Genomic DNA, 16,816 nt, shown 5'->3' on the forward strand with positions numbered 1-16,816 from the left:
TGCGATAAGCGGCATGATTGAAGGGCGAATAGGGGGCACCGCATGACGACCCTGCGTAGGGCCAATCCGCAGGATGCTGCCAAGCTCGGCGCCTTGCATGTCGCTTCGTGGCGGGAGACCTATGCCGGTCTGATGCCCGATGCCATGCTTGCGAAGCTGTCGGTGAGGGCGCGTTCGGCGATGTGGACCAGGATCCTCGCTGATCCGCCTGCCGTCGGCAATGTCGCCGTCTATGTGGCTGAGGACGGTGGCGATATCGTCGGCCTGGGCTCATGTGGCTGGCAGCGTGACCAGGACCTCGGGGATCGGGGTTTCGACGCGGAAATCGGCGCCATCTACATCCTGCGGTCGCATCAACGCGGCGGTATCGGCCGCGCCTTGATGCGTGAAATGGCGCGGGCGCTGCACGCCTATGGCCTCCGGGCCGTCTCGTTGTGGGTTCTGCGCGGGAATATCACGGCCCGCTCGTTCTATGAGCGCCAAGGGGGCGAATGGGTCGCCGAGAAAGAAGATAGGCGGGGGCGCTTCGTTCTCGTCGAGGATGCCTATGGATGGCGCGATCTCGCGCATCTCGCCGACCCCTGATCGGGATTGCCGGTGCAGCCGCAATGCCGGCGCAGGAAGGCGCCGGCACAAAATCCGATTCAATCCGCCCCGATTCTGCGCTAGGCCTTGGCGATGGCTTCTTCGGCACCGCTTCTTCAGGTTCGCGACCTTTCCGTGGCTTTCCGGACGGAGGGACAGCCGGAACTGGCGGTCGACAAGGTCTCCTTCAGCCTCGACAAGGGCGAGACCCTGGCGCTGGTGGGCGAATCGGGCTCGGGCAAGTCGGTCACGGCCCTGTCGATCGTGCAGCTGCTCAACTATCCCGCCGCCTCCCACCCCTCGGGCGAAGTGCTGTTTCGCGGTGAAAACCTGGTTGGCGCCCCGGAAAGGACGCTGCAGCGCGTGCGAGGCGCCGACATCACCATGGTGTTCCAGGAGCCGATGACCTCGCTCAACCCGCTCCACACCATCGAGCGGCAGGTCGGCGAGATCCTCAGCGTGCATCGCGGCCTGTCGAAGAAGGAGGCGCGCGCGCGGTCGCTGGAACTCCTGACCCAGGTCGGCATCCGTGAGCCGGAAAAGCGCCTCGATGCCTATCCTCACCAGCTCTCCGGCGGCCAGCGCCAGCGTGTGATGATCGCCATGGCGCTCGCCAACGATCCCGACCTGCTGATCGCGGACGAGCCTACCACGGCGCTCGATGTCACCGTCCAGGCTCAGATCCTCGCGCTCTTGAAGGAGATGCAGGCCAGGACCGGCATGGCCATGCTGTTCATCACCCATGACCTGTCGATCGTGCGCAAGCTCGCCGATCGGGTCTGCGTGATGCTGAAGGGACGGATCGTCGATGCCGGCCCGACTGGGCAGGTCTTCGCCAATCCGACCAGCGACTATACCAGGCGGCTGCTGGCGGCCGAGCCCAAGGGCAAGGCCACGCCCTTCGATCCCGAAGCCCGCACCATCGTTTCTGCCGACGATCTCAAGGTCTGGTTCCCTGTAAGGGCCGGGCTGATGCGCAGCACGGTCGGTCACGTCAAGGCGGTGGATGGCGTCAGCCTCGCGGTGAAGGAAGGCCAGACCCTCGGCGTCGTCGGTGAATCCGGCTCGGGCAAGACCACGCTTGGCCTCGCCCTGTTACGGCTGATCTCCTCGACCGGGCCGATCGCCTATCTCGGCAAGCCGATCCAGGGCCTCGACCGGCGGGCGATGATCCCGCTGCGCAAGGAGATGCAGATCGTCTTCCAGGATCCCTATGGCTCGCTCTCGCCGCGCCTGTCGGTGGCCGAGATCGTCGAGGAGGGGCTGCTGGTCCTGGGGCGGCGGCTCGGTCCCGCCGAGCAGCGCGCCGCCATCGAGCGGCTGCTGGCCGCGCTGGGGCTCGACCCTGCCCTGGCCGATCGGATCGAGACGATGCTGACCAAGCTCGGCCGGCGCGCCAGCCTGGACGAGGCATTGCGCCAACTCGGCCTGGGCGAAACGGCCATCGAATTGGTCGAGGAGGGGCTGCGCCGGCTCGGCTGGGGCATGGACCCGGCCAAGAGGCGGCAAGCGGTCGCCCGGGCGCTTGCCGATGTCGGCCTTGATGCCAAGGCGATGGACCGCTATCCGCATGAATTCTCCGGCGGGCAGCGCCAGCGCATCGCCATTGCGCGCGCCATGGTGCTGCAGCCGAAATTCCTGGTGCTGGACGAGCCGACCTCGGCGCTCGACATGTCGGTGCAGGCCCAGATCGTCGACCTGCTGCGCGAGCTGCAGCAGCGTCACAGACTGGCCTATCTCTTCATCAGCCACGATCTGAAGGTGGTGCGGGCGCTCGCCAACGAGGTGATGGTGATGCAGGCCGGCAAGATTGTCGAGCACGGCCCGGCCAGCGAGATCTTCGAGCGCCCGCGCGAGGACTATACCAAGGCGCTGTTCGCCGCCGCCTTCGCCATGGCGGCCGCGCCGGAGGGCGTGGTCGGGCAGTAGGGGGCGCTATTCTCCCCTCATCCCTTCAATTTCTCCTGCAACGCCTTCCAGCCGGCAGCAAACACATGGGTCGAGACGATCTCGACATATTTGCCGGCATCGGCGGGTGCCTCGTCGAAGGTCGCACTCCATTCGGCGAAGGTGCGGTTGCCGTCGGTGATGGGGATCAGGCGGATGACGGCCACGTAGTTCTCGACCGGGAAGGCCGGCTTGACGAAATTATAGCTGAGCGTGTGCCCGGCATCGTCGAGCGCCAGCAGGCGCTCGCGCACATGGGCGCCATCGGTGAGATGGAAGGAGCGGATGGAACCGACGGCATCGGCGCTGCGGCCATCCTCGATCTCGCTCGAGGCGATGGCGGGATGCCAGTCCGGCAGGGCGTTGAAGTCGCGCACGGTCTTCCACACGGTTTCGATCGGCGCGTCGATCACCGCGCTCGCATAGGCCTTGGCCATGGTCTCCCCCTATTTACTGATGTTGAGGTTCTTGAACGCCTGCGTCTGGGCGACCAGGGCTTTTTCCACCGGCAGGCGCTCCATGCTGGAGGCACCGTAGAAGCCGTGGCAGCCCGGGCAGTTCGCCAGGATGAAGCGGGCATCCTCCGGTTCGGCGATCGGCCCGCCATGGCAGAGCACGATGATCTCGGGCGAGACCTCGCGCGCGGCGGCGGCGATGGCGTTGATCTCAGCCACGCAACCTTCCAGGGTGAGCGCGGTATCGGCGCCGATCGAGCCGCCCGTGGTCAGGCCCATATGGGCGACGATGATGTCGGCCCCGGCCCGCGCCATGGCACGGGCATCGTCCGGGTTGAAGACATAGGGCGTGGTGAGCAGGTCCTTCTCGCGCGCCAGGCGGATGAGATCGACCTCCAGGCCGTAGCCCATGCCGGTCTCCTCCAGATTGGCCCTGAACTTGCCGTCGATCAGACCCACGGTCGGGAAATTCTGGATGCCGGCAAAGCCCATCGCCTTGAGCCCATCGAGGAAGGGGCCGAACTGGCAGAAGGGGTCGGTGCCGTTGACGCCGGCAAGCACGGGCGTGTGCTTGACCACTGGCAGCACTTCGCGCGCCATGTCGACCACGATCTCGTTGGCATTGCCATAAGCGAGCAAGCCTGCCAGCGAGCCACGGCCGGCCATGCGGTAGCGGCCGGAATTGTAGATCACGATCAGGTCGATGCCGCCGGCTTCCTCGCATTTGGCCGAAAGGCCGGTGCCGGCGCCGCCGCCGATGATCGGCCGTCCCTGCGCGATCATGCCGCGGAACCTTGCCAGGATCCTCTCGCGCTCGCTTCCAGCCATATCAATGCTCTCCGATAATACTCTTGAAATTCGCCAGCAGCGCCTGCACGAAGGCCGGATCGTTCACCCCGGCGGGTACGCGGATGAGCTGGCGCCGGGGTGTCTGCTGGATCGTCGCTTCCAGCGCCGCGAACAGGGCTGCATCGGCCTGCGGGTCATGGAAGGGCATGTCGGGCGCATCGAGGAGCGAAACCCCGCCCTCGGGAATGAGGAAGCGCACCTCGCCCTCGCACTGGTTGAGCTTGTTGCCGATCCAGCGGCCCATTTCGGCATTCTCCGCTGCCGTGGTGCGCATCAGCGTGACCTGCGGGTTGTGGACATAGAGGTTGCGGCCGCGATAGCGCTCCGGCACGCTGTCGAGCGCGCCGAAATTGACCATGTCGAGCGCGCCGCAGGAGCCGACATAGGGCACCTTAGTGCGGGCGATGGCGTCGAAGCGGTCCTCGGTCGCCGCCAGCACGCCGCCGAACAGCAGGTCGCAGACCTCGGTGGTGGTGACGTCGAGCACGCCGGCGATCAGGCCGGAATCGACCAGCTTCTCCATCGATTGGCCGCCGGTGCCGGTGGCGTGGAAGACGAGGCAGTCATAGTCGGCGGCAAGATCGGCCACCAGCTGGTTCACGCAGGGCGTCGTCACCCCGAACATGGTGAGGCCGACGGCCGGCTTATCGTCGACCTCGGCGGCCGCCTCGGCCCGCCCCCGTGCCATGCCGGCCATGGCATTGGCGGCATTGGTCATCACCACGCGGGAGATGCGGTTGAGCCCGGCCACATCCGTCACCGAATGCATCATGGTGATGTCGGTCGGGCCGACATAGGCGGCGACATTGCCCGAAGCGACGGTGGACACCATCAGCTTGGGCGTGCCGACCGGCAATTCGCGCATGGCGGGGGCAACGAGGGCGGTGCCGCCCGAGCCGCCGAGGCCGATCAGGCCGGCGACATCGTCCCGTGTTGCGACGAAGCGCGCAAAGGCGAGCGCCATGGCGCTGACGGCCGAACCGCGGTCGCCGGTGAACACGGCCTCCGCCCCGCCGGGATGGCTGGCCGCGACGGTTGCGGGCGGGACCTCGACCTCGCTGGCGGCGCCGCCGGTGGAAAGGTCGACCCTGATAACATCGAGGCCATGGGCACGGATGCGGTCCGCCACGAAATTGAGCTCGGTTCCCTTGGTATCGAAGGTACCCGCCACATAGACGCTCGACCCGGCCATCCCTGCGCTCCCAATTGTCTTATCATTGTGGCGGGACGCTAGCACGGACGCAGTGAGCGCGTTAAGAGCGGATGGATGGGCAAGCAGGCGTTTCACCCCTCATCCCCCTGCCGGGACCTTCTCCCGCAAGGGGAGAAGGGGCTCGATTGGTTAGGCAGAACACAAGGGCGTCCTCGAAAACACGGCAGCGCCGACTGAAAAAATCCCTTCTCCCCTTGCGGGAGAAGGTCCCGGCAGGGGGATGAGGGGTCTCTCCGTCATCTATCGCCTGTTTCCATCAACTACCAAAAAGAAGAGGACGCCATGGCCGTGCTGCGCATCGTCGCCAATCTCGCCGTCTCGGACCCGCAGGCAGCCCGTGCCTTCTACCAGGACCTGCTCGGGCTGGAGGTGGTGATGGACCATGGCTGGATCCTTACTTTTGCCGGCCAGGGCCTACAGACACCCCAGCTCAGCCTCGCCAGCGAGGGTGGCAACGGCACGCCGGTGCCCGATCTTTCATTCGAGGTCGATGATGTCGACGTGGTCCATGCCCGCGCCCGGGCCGCCGGCCACGCGATCGTCTACGGCCCAGCCGACGAGCCCTGGGGCGTCCGGCGTTTCTTCCTGCGCGACCCGCTCGGCCGCCTCCTCAACATCCTCTCGCATGCCGGGTGAGGCAGAGACGGGATTGCGACGCGATGGATTGGAGAACGCGACGCCGGCCAACCCTTCTCCCCGTCCTTACGGGGAGAAGGTGAGGATGAGGGGCAGCACATTGTTTGCATATAACAGGGCGTTGCTTAGCCCCTCACCTTTATCTTCTCCCCGGAAGGACGGGGCGAGGAGGCACCTGCGTCGAGCTTGTTAGGCATCGGATCATCTCGCCCAATCTTTCCCAACCTATGAAAAGCCGTCATGGCCTCAATAGACCTCGGCGTAGCGGCGGCAGATTTCGGCATCCGACCAGGCCGACGTCATCTCGATCTCGGCGCGCTTCATGGCCAGGAAGCCCTGGATGATCTCGGGATTGAACCAGTCTTGTACGATTGAATCGTGCATGAAGGCGTTAAGCGCGTCAGGCAGGGTCTCGGGAAGGCGCCGAAGGCCGAGGCGTTCGCGTTCGGAGGCCGGCAGCGTGTCGGGATCGTTGGCGATCAGTGGCGGCTGCGCCAGTCCTTCCCGAATGCCCGCCAGCCCGGCGCGGATCATCACGCCCAGGGCCCAATAGGGGCTGGCCGTGTTGTCGGCCGCGCGATATTCGAGATTGAAGGCCTTGGCGATATTGGCGCCGGGCGTTTCCGCTGTCGGGCAGATGCGTACCGAGGCTTCGCGATTGAGGGCACCGAAAGCCGTGTAGGCCGCGCTCCAGTGATGGGGACGCAGGCGGAAATAGGACACCACGCTCGGGGCGGTCAGCGCCACCAAAGCGGGCATATGCCGGACCAGTCCCGCGACGAACTGGCCGGTGGCTTCCGAGACGCGCCCCGGCCGCGCCGGATCGAAGCTGGCGGGGGTCCCGTCCGCGCTCCGGAAGGAGAAATGGATGTGGAGGCCGTTGCCGACTCCGTCCGGCGTGGATTTGGGCACGAAGGTCGAGCGCAGGCCGCAGCAGCGGGCGACCTCGCGCGTCACTTCCCGGATCACCACGGCCCGATCAGCAGCGGCAACGGCGTCGGCCGGGCCGCAGACGATTTCGAACTGGTCCCGGCCGTATTCGGCGAGCACCATTTCGGGCTCCGCATCGGCTTCGCGCAGGGCAGCCATCAGCAGGGGGCCGAAGGGATCGGCCCGGCGCATCGAGGCCAGCGAGAAGGAGGGCGCATGCTCCCAGGCCGCGCCCTCGATCTGGAATTCCATTTCGAAGGCGGCCGTAACCTTGAGGCCGGTTTCCGCCTCGAAATCGGCAAGCGCCGCCTTCAGGAAGGAGCGCCCGCAGCCATGCCAGGGCGTGCCGTCGAGCGTGGTGATGTCGCACAGGACGCCATTGAGAGGCGTCTTGCCCGGCAGGCCCGAGACCCGGAAGCGGCTGGCCTCGTCTGGCATCAGGCGCAGATCGCCCGCCGATCCCCAGGGATTGTCCGCCGGGATGCTGTCGAACGGCGTCAGGGCCAGGTTCGCCGGCACCCAGCCGCAGCCCTTGCGCATGGCCGCTTCTCCCGCCGCCGCCGGAATCCAGCGCCCGCGCGTCAGGCCGATCATGTCGGTGGTGAGGAGGGCGACGAGTTCGTCGCCGGATAGGTTCTGGTCCTGGCTCATGCCGACAATCCGTTCAGGCGCCGAACCACCTCGTCGGTATCGCTGACCCAGCAATAGCCGCCCATGGCCGAGAGGGCAGCCCGATGCCTCTCTTCCGAATAGGTGCTGCAGGCATCCTGCACCAGCGTGACGAGGTAGCCCCGGTCGGCGCCGTCGCGCACCGCCATGTCGACGCACTGGTCGGTGAGCTGGCCGGCGATCACCAGATTATGCGTATCCAAGTTCCTCAGCACATAGTCGATATTGGTGGAGTTGAAGACGCCCGAGGAGGATTTGGGCAGTACGATCTCGTTGTCGATCGGCTGCAACTCGTCGATGACGTCGCCATTGGGATCGTCGACCGCGATGTGGATCGGCGTCAGCTTGTGGTCGAGCGAGCGGTCGCGGCCGTCCTTGGTCAGGCTGCGGATGATGGTGTGCAGCACATTCGCCCCGCCCGCGCGGGCGGCGGCGAGCAGGCGCTGCTGGTTGGGCACGACGAGCTCGCGGTTGCGCTTGTAGAAATAGCTGTCCGGATCGGCGTCGGGATGGGCTGGGTCTCGGCCCGGGATGGTCCAGATCTTCTGCACATCGACGAACAGGATCGATGTCCTGCCCGGAAGGAAGGCGGAATCCCGGCTGGCGGACGTCGGCATGGGTGGCTCCTCTCAATCGGCCTGTCTTTGTAACGGGAGCCGGAGCGCGCGGATGCGCCCCAACTGGATTGGCGTCAGCTCTTGCTGGGCGCGCCCAGCTCGCCGGCGAGGCGGTTGCCGATGCTGCGCACCATGCTCGGCGCGCACAGCGTGACCAGCAATCCCAGGACGCACCAGCCCAGCGCCAGCACCGGTGCCGCGAAGGGATCGAACGGGCCGACGAGGTTGAAATAGAGCGCGGTTACGATCACGGCCATGCCGAGGAGGGGAATGATGAGTTCCCATTTGGGAATGGCGACCTGTCCGCTGAGGATCAGCCTGGTAACGCCGACCTCGACCATCAGATAGACCACCATCAGGCAGACCGAGCCGATGATGGCGAAGTGGAAATAGGCATCGATGGCGAGGTCCCCCGTGCCGATATTCGGGCGGCCGGTGAGATAGGCGATGAGATCGACGATGGCCGTCACCGCCAGCACCACCCATACGGCGTTGCGTGGCTGGCCGTGCCGGCTGTCGAGCGCGCCGAGGATTCGGGGGCCGAAGCCGTCCCGGGACAGGGCGAACAACAGGCGGCTGGCGGTGGCGACGGAGGAAAGATGCGAGCCGAAGGCGGCTAGGACGGCCGAGAAGATCAGAATCAACGCTACCGGCCGGCCGAGATAGGTCTCGGCCAGGGTGCCGAGCGTGTTGCCGGAGCCCTTGAAGGCCGCAAGGCCCGCCGCATCCGTGCCGAAGCCGATGGTCTGGGCGAACATCACGATGACGAAGAGGGCGCCCGTCAGCACGACCGAACCGAGCAAGGCGAGGGGGATGTTGCGCTTGGGATCGTCGGTCTCCTCGCCCAGCGTCGCGCAGCCTTCGAAGCCGGCCCAGGACAGGAAGGCGGCCACCACGGCGGCAGCGACAGCCTGGAAGCCGACACCATCCAGGCTGAAGCTGGAGAAGTCGACATGGGTCGTCGGCGCGCCGCCCTTGGCGAAGATCGTCGCGGTGAGGATGATCATGAAGACGATGCCGATGCCCTCGACCAGCAGCAGGACCTTGGAGATGGTGCGGGTGTCGCGCGTGCTGAAATAGACGGAAAGCAGGGCTCCGGCGAGGGCCGGCACGATCCAGGGCAGCTGGTAGGGCTTGTCAGCGCCGTGCTGCAGGGCGGCCAGCAAGGCGTTCGCGAAGGCGCCCAGCGCCGCCAGCGTGCAGATCGAGAAGAAGACATAGGTGCCGAGCAGGGCAAAACCGGAAAAGAAGCCGGCGCGGGGCCCGACGGTCGCGCCGACCAGGGCATAGGCACTACCGGCATGGTTGTAGTAGCGGGTCAGCCGGATGAAGCCATAGGCGATCAGCGCCACGCCGACTAGGCCGAAGACGAAGACGAGGGGGATGGCCTTGCCGACGGAATCGATCAGCCCCTGACCGTTGCCGCCCATCGCCAGGGTCGGTCCCATCAATCCCAGGGAGAGCGCCAGGGCCTCCCACAATTTCAGCTTGCGTGATGTCTTCCCGTCATTCCCGCTCATGCTACCCCACAGTTTCAGGACACGCGGCGCGCCGGCATGGCGTGCGACGAGGCCATGATGTTTTCGGATGGACGACAGCCGTCATTGTTTGCGCGCGGCATGACTGCCGAAGCCACGCGCATTGTGCGGACAGAATTCGTGGAACGCGGAAACGGCAGGCCGGGGACCAGGATCCCCGCGTATCGCTTGCTTTTTCGCACGAGCTGCTTGCTGAAAGCGAAGAAAGCATCGCAGGCCATGCCTGTCAATATTTTTTCATATTTGACGGGCAATCGATATTTATGTCAAAACTATAACATAACGAGGGCCGCCGATCATGCCTCTGAAAGACCTGCTGACGCAGAGCGGACTCAACCTCACGCCGGCCGAGGGCAAGATCGTGCAGGCCCTGCTGGCCGACTATCCGACCTCAGGCCTGGGGACGGCCTCCAACCTCGCCAAGCGGGCCGGCGTCAGCGATCCGACCGTGGCGCGGCTATCCGCCAAGCTGGGCTTCGAGAGCTTCGCCGATTTGCAGGCCATGCTGATCACCGAAATCGAGGCGAGGCTGCAATCGCCCTTGCTGATGTTCGAAACCAAGCGGACGGCCGGCGACGGCCCGGCCACGGTACAGACCTATCTTCAGTCGGTCGCCCATCGCGTTGCCGAGACCGAAACGGCGGTGCCGGCGCAGAACTACGACCAGGCCGTGGATCTCATCATGGCGGCGAAGGGGCGGGTGCTGCTGCTCGGCGGCCGTTTCAGCCGGCATCTGGCCGGCATCCTCGCGGGCTATCTCGGCCAGTTCCGGGGGCAGGTGACGGACCTCGCGCGCTTTTCGGCCGAAAGCTTCGACCTCCTGCTGGAACTCGGCAGTCGCGACGTGCTGATCGTCTTCGACTACCGCCGCTACCAGACCGACATCGTCCGCTTTGCCACCCAGGCGGCCGAGCGCGGTGTCAGGCTGATCCTGTTCACCGATCAATGGCTGTCGCCGGTGGCTGAAAAGGCCGAGGTTGTCTTCATCGCGCCGAGCGAGGTGAATTCGCCTTATGACACGCTGGTGCCGGCCCTCGCCCAGTTGGAGGCCCTGTCCCTGCACGCCGTCATGCGCAGCGGCGATGCCGTCAAGCGGCGCATCCAGGCGCTTGAGGACATTCGCAGCAGCGTTGGCGTCACGGTCAGCGAAAAGGGCGCGCAACAACCTATCCCCAATGATGTCCAGGACCATTGAATGCCGAATTCCCGGATGCAGCACGAGCCCGCCCTCGACCATGCCGATTGGCCGCCTGCCCTCGAGATCGTCAACCAAGCAGGGCGTTCGCCGATCGTGCTGATCTGCGAGCATGCCTCCAACCATATGCCGGCCGAGTATGGCGGGCTGGGCCTGGGGCCGGTGGATCTGGGCCGGCATATCGCCTGGGATGTCGGCGCGGCAGAGGTCACACGCCATCTGGCGCGCCTGCTCGACGCGCCCGCTTTCCTGGCCGGCTATTCGCGCCTGCTGATCGATTTGAACCGGCCGCTCGGCGCTGCGAGCAGCATCCCGTTGGTGTCGGAGGCGACACCGATTCCCGGCAATCACGACCTTGCTCCCGCCGAGCGGGAGCGGCGTGAGGCCGTGATGTTCCAACCCTTCCATCGGGGCGTGGCGCACTTTCTCGATGCCCGGCAGGCGCGCGGGGAGGGGAGTGTGATCGTGGCGATCCACTCCTATACCCCGGTCTTCCATGGGAAACAGCGCCCCTGGCATGCCGGGGTGCTGTTCGCGCAGGCGGCCTCGATGGGCCAAAAGGTGATCGAGGCGCTGCGAGCCGCGGCACCCGGGCTGCTGGTCGAGGCCAATGTGCCCTATGTCATCGACGGCAACGACTACGCCATCCCTGTTCATGGCGACCAGCGCGGCCATCCGGCCATCCTGATCGAGATCCGCAACGACCTGATCGCCACACCCGATGGGGCGGAGCGCTGGGCCGGCTATCTGGCGGGCGCGCTGTCGGCCTGAACGGTGCCATCCGCCAGGAAGCGGTCGACCACGCGCTGCAACAGCGGGGCATAGTCGCCGAAGCGGCGGGTCTGCAGGCCGGCGACCTTGCCGGCTTCGTCCCAGAGCCGGACCCGCACGGCCTCCTTGTAGAAGGGACTGGAGCGGAATTGCGCAATCTCGGTCGCGCTCATCGGGCCGCCCTGCAGCTGTAACGTATGGCGCGAGGCGGGAGAGAGCTTGGCATCATAGCTCGGATCGGTGGCGCACAGATAGCGCTTGGCCGCCACATGCAGCCGCACGCATTCGGTGACGACCTTGGGGAAGAAGGGCGCCAGCACCTCGGCGCCGGCATCGTCATGATGCTTGTCCTCGGTGTCGTCGGGCGAATAGGCGCCGAACTCGCTGGTGAAATGGCCGACATCATGCAGCAAAGCGGCGGCGACCAGTTCGTCGCTGGCACCTTCCTGCTCGGCGAACCAGGCGCCCTGCAGCATGTGCTCGGCCATGGTCACGGGCTCGCCGAGATATTCCTCGGCGCCCCGCCGCTCGAAGATGTCGGCGAGGAAGGGCACGATGGTGGCGGCGTCGAGAGTTGGCGTGGTCATTCGGCGGCCTCCCGGCGGGTTTCGGCCCGGATGGCCGCGAGGGTGGAGAGCAGGCCGTCCTTGTCGGCATAGCAGCCCTGGAGCCAGCGCTTGCCGCTGCCCGAGAAAGCCTTGCGGGCATGCATGACGCGGGTGTTGTCGACGATGAAGAGTTCGCCCGGCCTGAGCTTGAAGCTCACTTCCATGGCGGGATCTTCCAGGATCTCGGCAAAGAGCCGATAGGCGGCATAGAAGGCGGCCATTTCCTCATAGGGTACGTCGGTGAAGGCGGCGGCCGAGCGGTTGTTGAAGCGGATGGCGATCATCTCGCCATCGGGGCCGAGTTCGATGAAGGGACGCTTGGAGCGCAGGCACACGCCCGAGGAGCCGGCATATTCGAAGCGCACGGCATGGCGGCTCAGCAAGTCGAAAGCCTTGGGATCCTCGGCCTGCAGGCGCCTGGCCACGGCGAAGCCGTCGACCACGATGGAATCGCCGCCCTCGACGGAGTTTTCCAGGCAGGCCAGCAATTGCAGCGTCGGCACCGGGTCGCGATAGGGATTGTCGGTATGGGCTTGCAGGCCGAGATTGGTGTAAGCGAGGTTGGTCGGGTTGACCTCGGCCCGTACCTCGAACCAGCGGCCATAATTGGTCTCGCGCACATAGCCGAACAGGTCGGCGACCTCGCACAATCCGCCCGAATGGGTCGGCATATCAGTCACCACGGCAAAGCCAAGGCGCTCGACCGCGCCGAGCCAGGCGCCGAGCGCGGCCCGGTCCTGGCGCAGACGGTCATAGGAGGCGGTGGGAACCTGGCCCTGCAGGCCGGCGTCCCAGGGCTCGATCTCAGGGCCGAGCCAGCCATTCCCGGCGGGAGCCGGCTTGTCGTAGCCGTGCTCGCGCAGCCAGAAGGCGGGAAACACGGCCTGGTGCTGCTCGGGGGCGAAGGTGATGGCGATATCGCCCCCGGCGGTGAGTTCGGCCGAGGCGATCACTGTATCGGCCGGAATGTCGAGCACCGTGATCAGGCGCTGGCCATTGGCGCTGCTGCGGGTGCGGGGATCGAGGGCATTGTCGCGCAGCCAGATCGCGTGGAAGCGAGCGCTTTCGCCATCGCTCCAGCGCACACGCAGGGCACGCCCTTTGTCCAGGATTTCAACTGTTTCCGCCTTCATCGCATGGCCTCCCGTCTGGATCGCAGCCATTGTGCGGAAGCCTCTGTCATCGTACAAACAATGAAAAATGTGCAGATGACATCATTTCCATTATGGCAGAATCATCCCGCCTTCCGCCGCTCGCCTGGCTGCGCACCTTCGAAGCCTGCGCCCGCCACCTCAATTTCACGGCGGCCGGCGAGGAACTCGGCCTGACCCAGGCCGCCGTCAGCCAGCATATCCGCAACCTGGAGGCCGAACTCGGTGCCGCGCTGTTCACGCGCCAGCGGAGGGGCGTGGAACTGACGCCGGAGGCCGGCGCCTATCTGCCCCATATCCAGGGGGTGTTCAGGGCGCTTGCGCGCAGCACCACAGAATTGTTCGGTCGGCGCGGCGGCCAGACGGTCGACCTGCGCTGCCCGATCTCCTTTGCCCTGCTCTGGCTGGCGCCGCGTGTCCCGGCCTTTGCTGCCGCCTTTCCGCAGATCCGCCTGGCGCTATCGACCGTGCATGTCCCGGCCGACTATGCCGATGATCGCGAAGGCTTCGACATCCGTTTCGGTATGGGGGCGTTCGAAGGACGTGACAGCCATCGCCTGACCTGGGAACGCCTGGTGCCGGCGGCGGCGCCTGCACTGCTGGGAGGTCTGCCGGATCTCCGGCACTGGACACGCCTGCCCCTGCTCTCGGTCGCCGGCGGCCGGGAGATGTGGCCGGACTGGTTCGCCCGGGCCGGCATCGGGGCGCCGGGCCGGCCAGCCTTGGTCTTCGACAGTTTCGTGGTGGCGCTGGAAGCAGCCAAGGCCGGAGCGGGGGTGGTACTGGCCTCGCGGCCCCTGGCGGATGCGACCCTGGCGGAAGGCCTGCTCCGGTCGCTGTCGGACATCGAGCTTGCCGGCGAGCGCGGCCATTTCGTCACCAGCCCGGCCGGGCGGGCGCTCGCACCGCATGAGCAGGCCGTACTGGACTGGATCCTGCACGAGGCAAGGCCCCGGGCCTGAGCGCGTCAGGAAAGGGCGGTCCGCAGGCCCCTGTTGTCTTCGCGAGCTTCCCAGGACGGTCCGGTCGGCCCGCCAGAGCGAGACGTGCCGCCGGGAGGCTTCGTATCCAGATTGCCGGGCACTTTCGTGGAGGCGAACGGGTCGCCCGACCGGCCATTGCCGACCCAGTCGGTGAATTGCAGGAGCTGGGCGAGGCTGGCAGGGCCTGGACCTGCCGGCAGCCAGCGGCGCAATTCATAGGGATTGACCGTCATGTAGCGGACCGTGAAACCTTGCGCCTTGCCCGCCTCGCGCCAATCGGCCACCAGACGCAGCCAATCCGCATAAGGTATATGCAGAGACAATAATTCTTCGAGGAACGGGTAATGTGTTCTCGTAACTCGGGGAAGAAACAGGAAATGCATAGTATTCCCCCGTAGATTTGAGAGACGATTCGAACTTATCTGTCGGGCAGCATACCCCGTAATTTCCTACCTCTGAAAGTTGCCCAGACGGATTAGAGAATTAAACCGTTCGCTTAATACTTGTTGGTTATAGTGGTGTGGCGCTTTGCGGCGCCATGATAGTCAACGGTATTAAGTTGCGAGGAGATACGCGACCTGGAGTTGTGCCCAGGCGGCGCGGCAGGGCCCGCCGGCCCGAATCACGGCCCTGGCGCCGGAGCTCGCAGGCCGGATGGTTGCGACAGTAACGACCATGAAAAGACGATCATCGCGCTGGCGCGAACGCTTTCTCTACTGAGCATGGATCTGTTCCAATGCTTTGTTTCGATGTGTTTTGGTGAGGCCTGCCGAACGCGATGAACCCCGGAGCAAAACGCGTTCAAGTGCGGGCGCTCGCTTGCTCTAACTCTCTGGTTCGACGCGTCTTTGCGGCTGTTGATGATTCCATCAAATCGCAAAACGTTCCGGGGGGCTTTAGGCGGACGGTGCGGGCATGCTATCGGGAGAGCCGCCCGCTGCCCACCCAGGAGGCTTCCGTTGCCGATCGATCTCAATGGACTTGGAAACCTGTTCATCCTCTATGGCATCAACTGCCTGGGGGCCCTCGTGATCATGCTGGTCGGCTGGTGGGCCGCCGGCATGCTGGAGCGTCTGACGACCAGGGCCCTCACCGCGACATCGCGCATGGATCCGATCGTCACCGCCTTCCTGTCGAGCCTGGTGCGCTATGGCGTGCTGGTGCTGATCTTCATCCTGATCCTGCAGGTGATCGGCATCCAGGCCACCAGCCTCGTCGCCGTGCTGGGTGCCGCTTCGCTGGCCATCGGCCTGGCTTTGCAGGGCACGCTTTCCAATATGGCGGCCGGCGTGATGCTGCTGCTGTTCCGGCCTTTCCAGCTCGGCGACAGCATCGAGGTGGCCGGTAAGGCCGGCACGGTCAAGAACCTCAACCTGTTCATGACCGAACTCGCCAGCGGCGACAATGTGCAGGTTCTGATTCCGAACGGGCAGGTCTGGGGCTCTCCGATCACCAATGTCTCGGCCTATCCCACCCGCAGCGTCAATGTGAAGGTGCCCGTGCCCTATGGCGGCAATGCCGAGGCGGTGTCGGGAGCGATCCGCGATTTCCTCAGCCGCGACGGCCGGGTGCTGCCGCTGCCGGCAGCCTCGATCGTGTTGTCCGGCTTCACCGAAAAGGGCGTCGACATCGCCGTCCAGGCCTGGGCCAAGGCCGGCGATGCCAATGACCTCAAGGCCGAGATCCTGCAGCGGGCCTCGACGGCCCTGGAGGCCGCCGCATCCGCGGCCTGATCGCTCGCTCCGCGATCACTTCTGCGCAGCGCGCCGTTCGGCGACGCGCGAGAGCGCGGCCCAGTCGAGATGGCCTTCGCCATGGGCGAGGGCGTCGAGATGGTTGTCGCGCAGCACGCCGGCGAAGGGCAGGGGCACGTTGACAGCATCGGCCGCCTCGAGAGCGAGGCGCACATCCTTAAGGCCGAGCGAGAGCTTGAAGCCGGCGGGCTCGAAGCGCTCCTCCGCGATGGCGGCGCCATAGCCCTTATAGGGCGGCGCGGCGAAGATGGTGGAGGTCAGCATCTCCAGGAAAGCGGCCTTGGCGACGCCGTGGCCCGCTGCCAGCGTCGACGCCTCGGCCATGGTCTCGATGGCGCTGGCGATCATGAAATTGGCGGCGAGCTTCACGGCAGCCGCCTGCTCGGGCCGGTCGCCGAAGCGCCAGGTCTTCTGGCCCAGCACGTCGAACAGCGGCTGCACGCGGTCGAGTTGGGCGACATCGCCGGCCGCCAGGATGTTGAGCTGGCCGGCCTCCGCCACATTCACGCGCCCGAGCACCGGGGCGGCGACATAGGAGAGGCTGCGGGCCGCATGCTCGGCGGCGATGTCGCGGGTGAAGGCGACCGAGACGGTCGCCATATTCACGACGACGGCGCCCTTGGCGAGGGCGTCCAAGGTGCCCTGGGCAAGCAGGACATCCCGGCTCGCCGCGTCATCGGCCAGCATGGCGATCAGCACCTCGGCGCCATCGGCCGCATCGGCCGGCGCGGCGGCCGGCTCGGCCCCCAGTGCCGCGAGGCGGGCAACCGGCTCCTGCGAGCGATTCCAGGCCCGCACGCGGTGGCCCGCCTTGACCAGATTGGCGGCCATGGGAAAACCCATGGTGCCCAGACCGAGAAAACCCACTTGCATGATCGAGAGCTCCTTATTTGGAAATGATCGTTTCCGAATTGG

At 65.9% G+C, this 16,816-nt stretch carries 17 protein-coding genes; 7 read left to right on the forward strand and 10 right to left on the reverse strand.

The window, feature by feature from the left end; genetic code table 11:
* The first annotated feature begins 42 nt into the window (after window positions 1-42).
* Window positions 43-585 (forward strand): N-acetyltransferase family protein, encoded by a 543-nt coding sequence (locus ACIGJE_RS07265; protein ID WP_483679658.1) that lies wholly within the window; start codon window positions 43-45, stop codon window positions 583-585.
* Window positions 586-678: 93 nt separating this feature from the next.
* Window positions 679-2,514 carry an ABC transporter ATP-binding protein gene (locus ACIGJE_RS07270; protein ID WP_483679660.1) on the forward strand — a complete coding sequence of 612 codons (1,836 nt, stop codon included), beginning with the start codon at window positions 679-681 and terminating at the stop codon, window positions 2,512-2,514.
* 17 nt (window positions 2,515-2,531) lie between these two features.
* On the opposite strand, the gene ACIGJE_RS07275 is transcribed toward ACIGJE_RS07270, so the two are convergent.
* The 3 genes from ACIGJE_RS07275 to ACIGJE_RS07285 are packed head-to-tail and all read right to left on the reverse strand — an operon-like array spanning window position 2,532 to window position 5,028.
* Window positions 2,532-2,969: an SRPBCC family protein gene (locus tag ACIGJE_RS07275; protein ID WP_311943822.1), complete on the reverse strand. Its 438-nt coding sequence runs from the start codon at window positions 2,967-2,969 to the stop codon at window positions 2,532-2,534.
* A gap of 9 nt (window positions 2,970-2,978) precedes the next feature.
* Window positions 2,979-3,815, reverse strand: a complete 837-nt coding sequence (locus ACIGJE_RS07280) for a phosphoenolpyruvate hydrolase family protein (protein ID WP_483679662.1) — start codon at window positions 3,813-3,815, stop codon at window positions 2,979-2,981.
* Window position 3,816: 1 nt separating this feature from the next.
* Window positions 3,817-5,028: a Tm-1-like ATP-binding domain-containing protein gene (locus ACIGJE_RS07285; RefSeq protein ID WP_483679664.1), complete on the reverse strand. Its 1,212-nt coding sequence runs from the start codon at window positions 5,026-5,028 to the stop codon at window positions 3,817-3,819.
* A gap of 303 nt (window positions 5,029-5,331) precedes the next feature.
* Here ACIGJE_RS07285 and ACIGJE_RS07290 point away from each other — a divergent pair, with 303 nt between their 5' ends.
* Window positions 5,332-5,685: a VOC family protein gene (locus ACIGJE_RS07290; protein ID WP_483679665.1), complete on the forward strand. Its 354-nt coding sequence runs from the start codon at window positions 5,332-5,334 to the stop codon at window positions 5,683-5,685.
* 246 nt (window positions 5,686-5,931) lie between these two features.
* On the opposite strand, the gene ACIGJE_RS07295 is transcribed toward ACIGJE_RS07290, so the two are convergent.
* The 3 genes from ACIGJE_RS07295 to ACIGJE_RS07305 form a co-directional block, all read right to left on the reverse strand.
* On the reverse strand, window positions 5,932-7,266 hold the full coding sequence (locus ACIGJE_RS07295; RefSeq protein ID WP_483679667.1) for a type I glutamate--ammonia ligase: 1,335 nt from the start codon (window positions 7,264-7,266) through the stop codon (window positions 5,932-5,934).
* Window positions 7,263-7,901, reverse strand: a complete 639-nt coding sequence (locus ACIGJE_RS07300; RefSeq protein ID WP_068290711.1) for a cysteine hydrolase family protein — start codon at window positions 7,899-7,901, stop codon at window positions 7,263-7,265. The genes ACIGJE_RS07295 and ACIGJE_RS07300 overlap by 4 nt, the downstream gene beginning before the upstream one ends.
* 74 nt (window positions 7,902-7,975) lie before the next feature.
* The gene (locus ACIGJE_RS07305; RefSeq protein WP_311943833.1) at window positions 7,976-9,421 is read right to left on the reverse strand and encodes an APC family permease; all 1,446 of its coding nucleotides are present in this window, start codon (window positions 9,419-9,421) and stop codon (window positions 7,976-7,978) included.
* A gap of 316 nt (window positions 9,422-9,737) precedes the next feature.
* On the opposite strand from ACIGJE_RS07305, the gene ACIGJE_RS07310 reads away from it, so the two are divergent.
* Together ACIGJE_RS07310 and ACIGJE_RS07315 are read left to right on the forward strand one after the other, a co-directional pair.
* Entirely contained in the window at window positions 9,738-10,634 is an 897-nt protein-coding gene (locus tag ACIGJE_RS07310) for a MurR/RpiR family transcriptional regulator (protein WP_311943835.1), read from the forward strand.
* Window positions 10,635-11,405 carry an N-formylglutamate amidohydrolase gene (locus ACIGJE_RS07315; protein ID WP_483679670.1) on the forward strand — a complete coding sequence of 257 codons (771 nt, stop codon included), beginning with the start codon at window positions 10,635-10,637 and terminating at the stop codon, window positions 11,403-11,405. It abuts the gene before it with no gap.
* Here the strand turns inward: ACIGJE_RS07315 and tmpB are convergent.
* Together tmpB and tmpA are read right to left on the reverse strand one after the other, a co-directional pair.
* Entirely contained in the window at window positions 11,378-11,992 is a 615-nt protein-coding gene (gene tmpB, locus ACIGJE_RS07320; protein WP_415087336.1) for a (R)-1-hydroxy-2-trimethylaminoethylphosphonate oxygenase, read from the reverse strand. The two genes, ACIGJE_RS07315 and tmpB, sit on opposite strands and share 28 nt — an antisense overlap.
* A complete protein-coding gene (gene tmpA, locus ACIGJE_RS07325) occupies window positions 11,989-13,146 on the reverse strand; it encodes a 2-trimethylaminoethylphosphonate dioxygenase (protein ID WP_483679672.1) in 1,158 nt (385 codons plus the stop codon). The genes tmpB and tmpA overlap by 4 nt, the downstream gene beginning before the upstream one ends.
* A 92-nt stretch (window positions 13,147-13,238) precedes the next feature.
* Between tmpA and ACIGJE_RS07330 the strand changes: the two genes are divergently transcribed.
* Window positions 13,239-14,126 (forward strand): LysR family transcriptional regulator, encoded by an 888-nt coding sequence (locus ACIGJE_RS07330; RefSeq protein ID WP_415087338.1) that lies wholly within the window; start codon window positions 13,239-13,241, stop codon window positions 14,124-14,126.
* A gap of 5 nt (window positions 14,127-14,131) precedes the next feature.
* Here the strand turns inward: ACIGJE_RS07330 and ACIGJE_RS07335 are convergent, their stop codons facing one another.
* On the reverse strand, window positions 14,132-14,470 hold the full coding sequence (locus tag ACIGJE_RS07335) for a hypothetical protein (protein ID WP_367625586.1): 339 nt from the start codon (window positions 14,468-14,470) through the stop codon (window positions 14,132-14,134).
* A 636-nt stretch (window positions 14,471-15,106) separates the two neighbouring features.
* Between ACIGJE_RS07335 and ACIGJE_RS07340 the strand changes: the two genes are divergently transcribed.
* A complete protein-coding gene (locus ACIGJE_RS07340; protein ID WP_311943846.1) occupies window positions 15,107-15,880 on the forward strand; it encodes a mechanosensitive ion channel family protein in 774 nt (257 codons plus the stop codon).
* 15 nt (window positions 15,881-15,895) lie between these two features.
* Here the strand turns inward: ACIGJE_RS07340 and ACIGJE_RS07345 are convergent, their stop codons facing one another.
* Entirely contained in the window at window positions 15,896-16,813 is a 918-nt protein-coding gene (locus ACIGJE_RS07345; protein WP_415087339.1) for an NAD(P)-dependent oxidoreductase, read from the reverse strand.
* Window positions 16,814-16,816 lie beyond the last annotated feature (3 nt).

This window comes from Labrys sp. E2SS-1L (assembly GCF_057073705.1).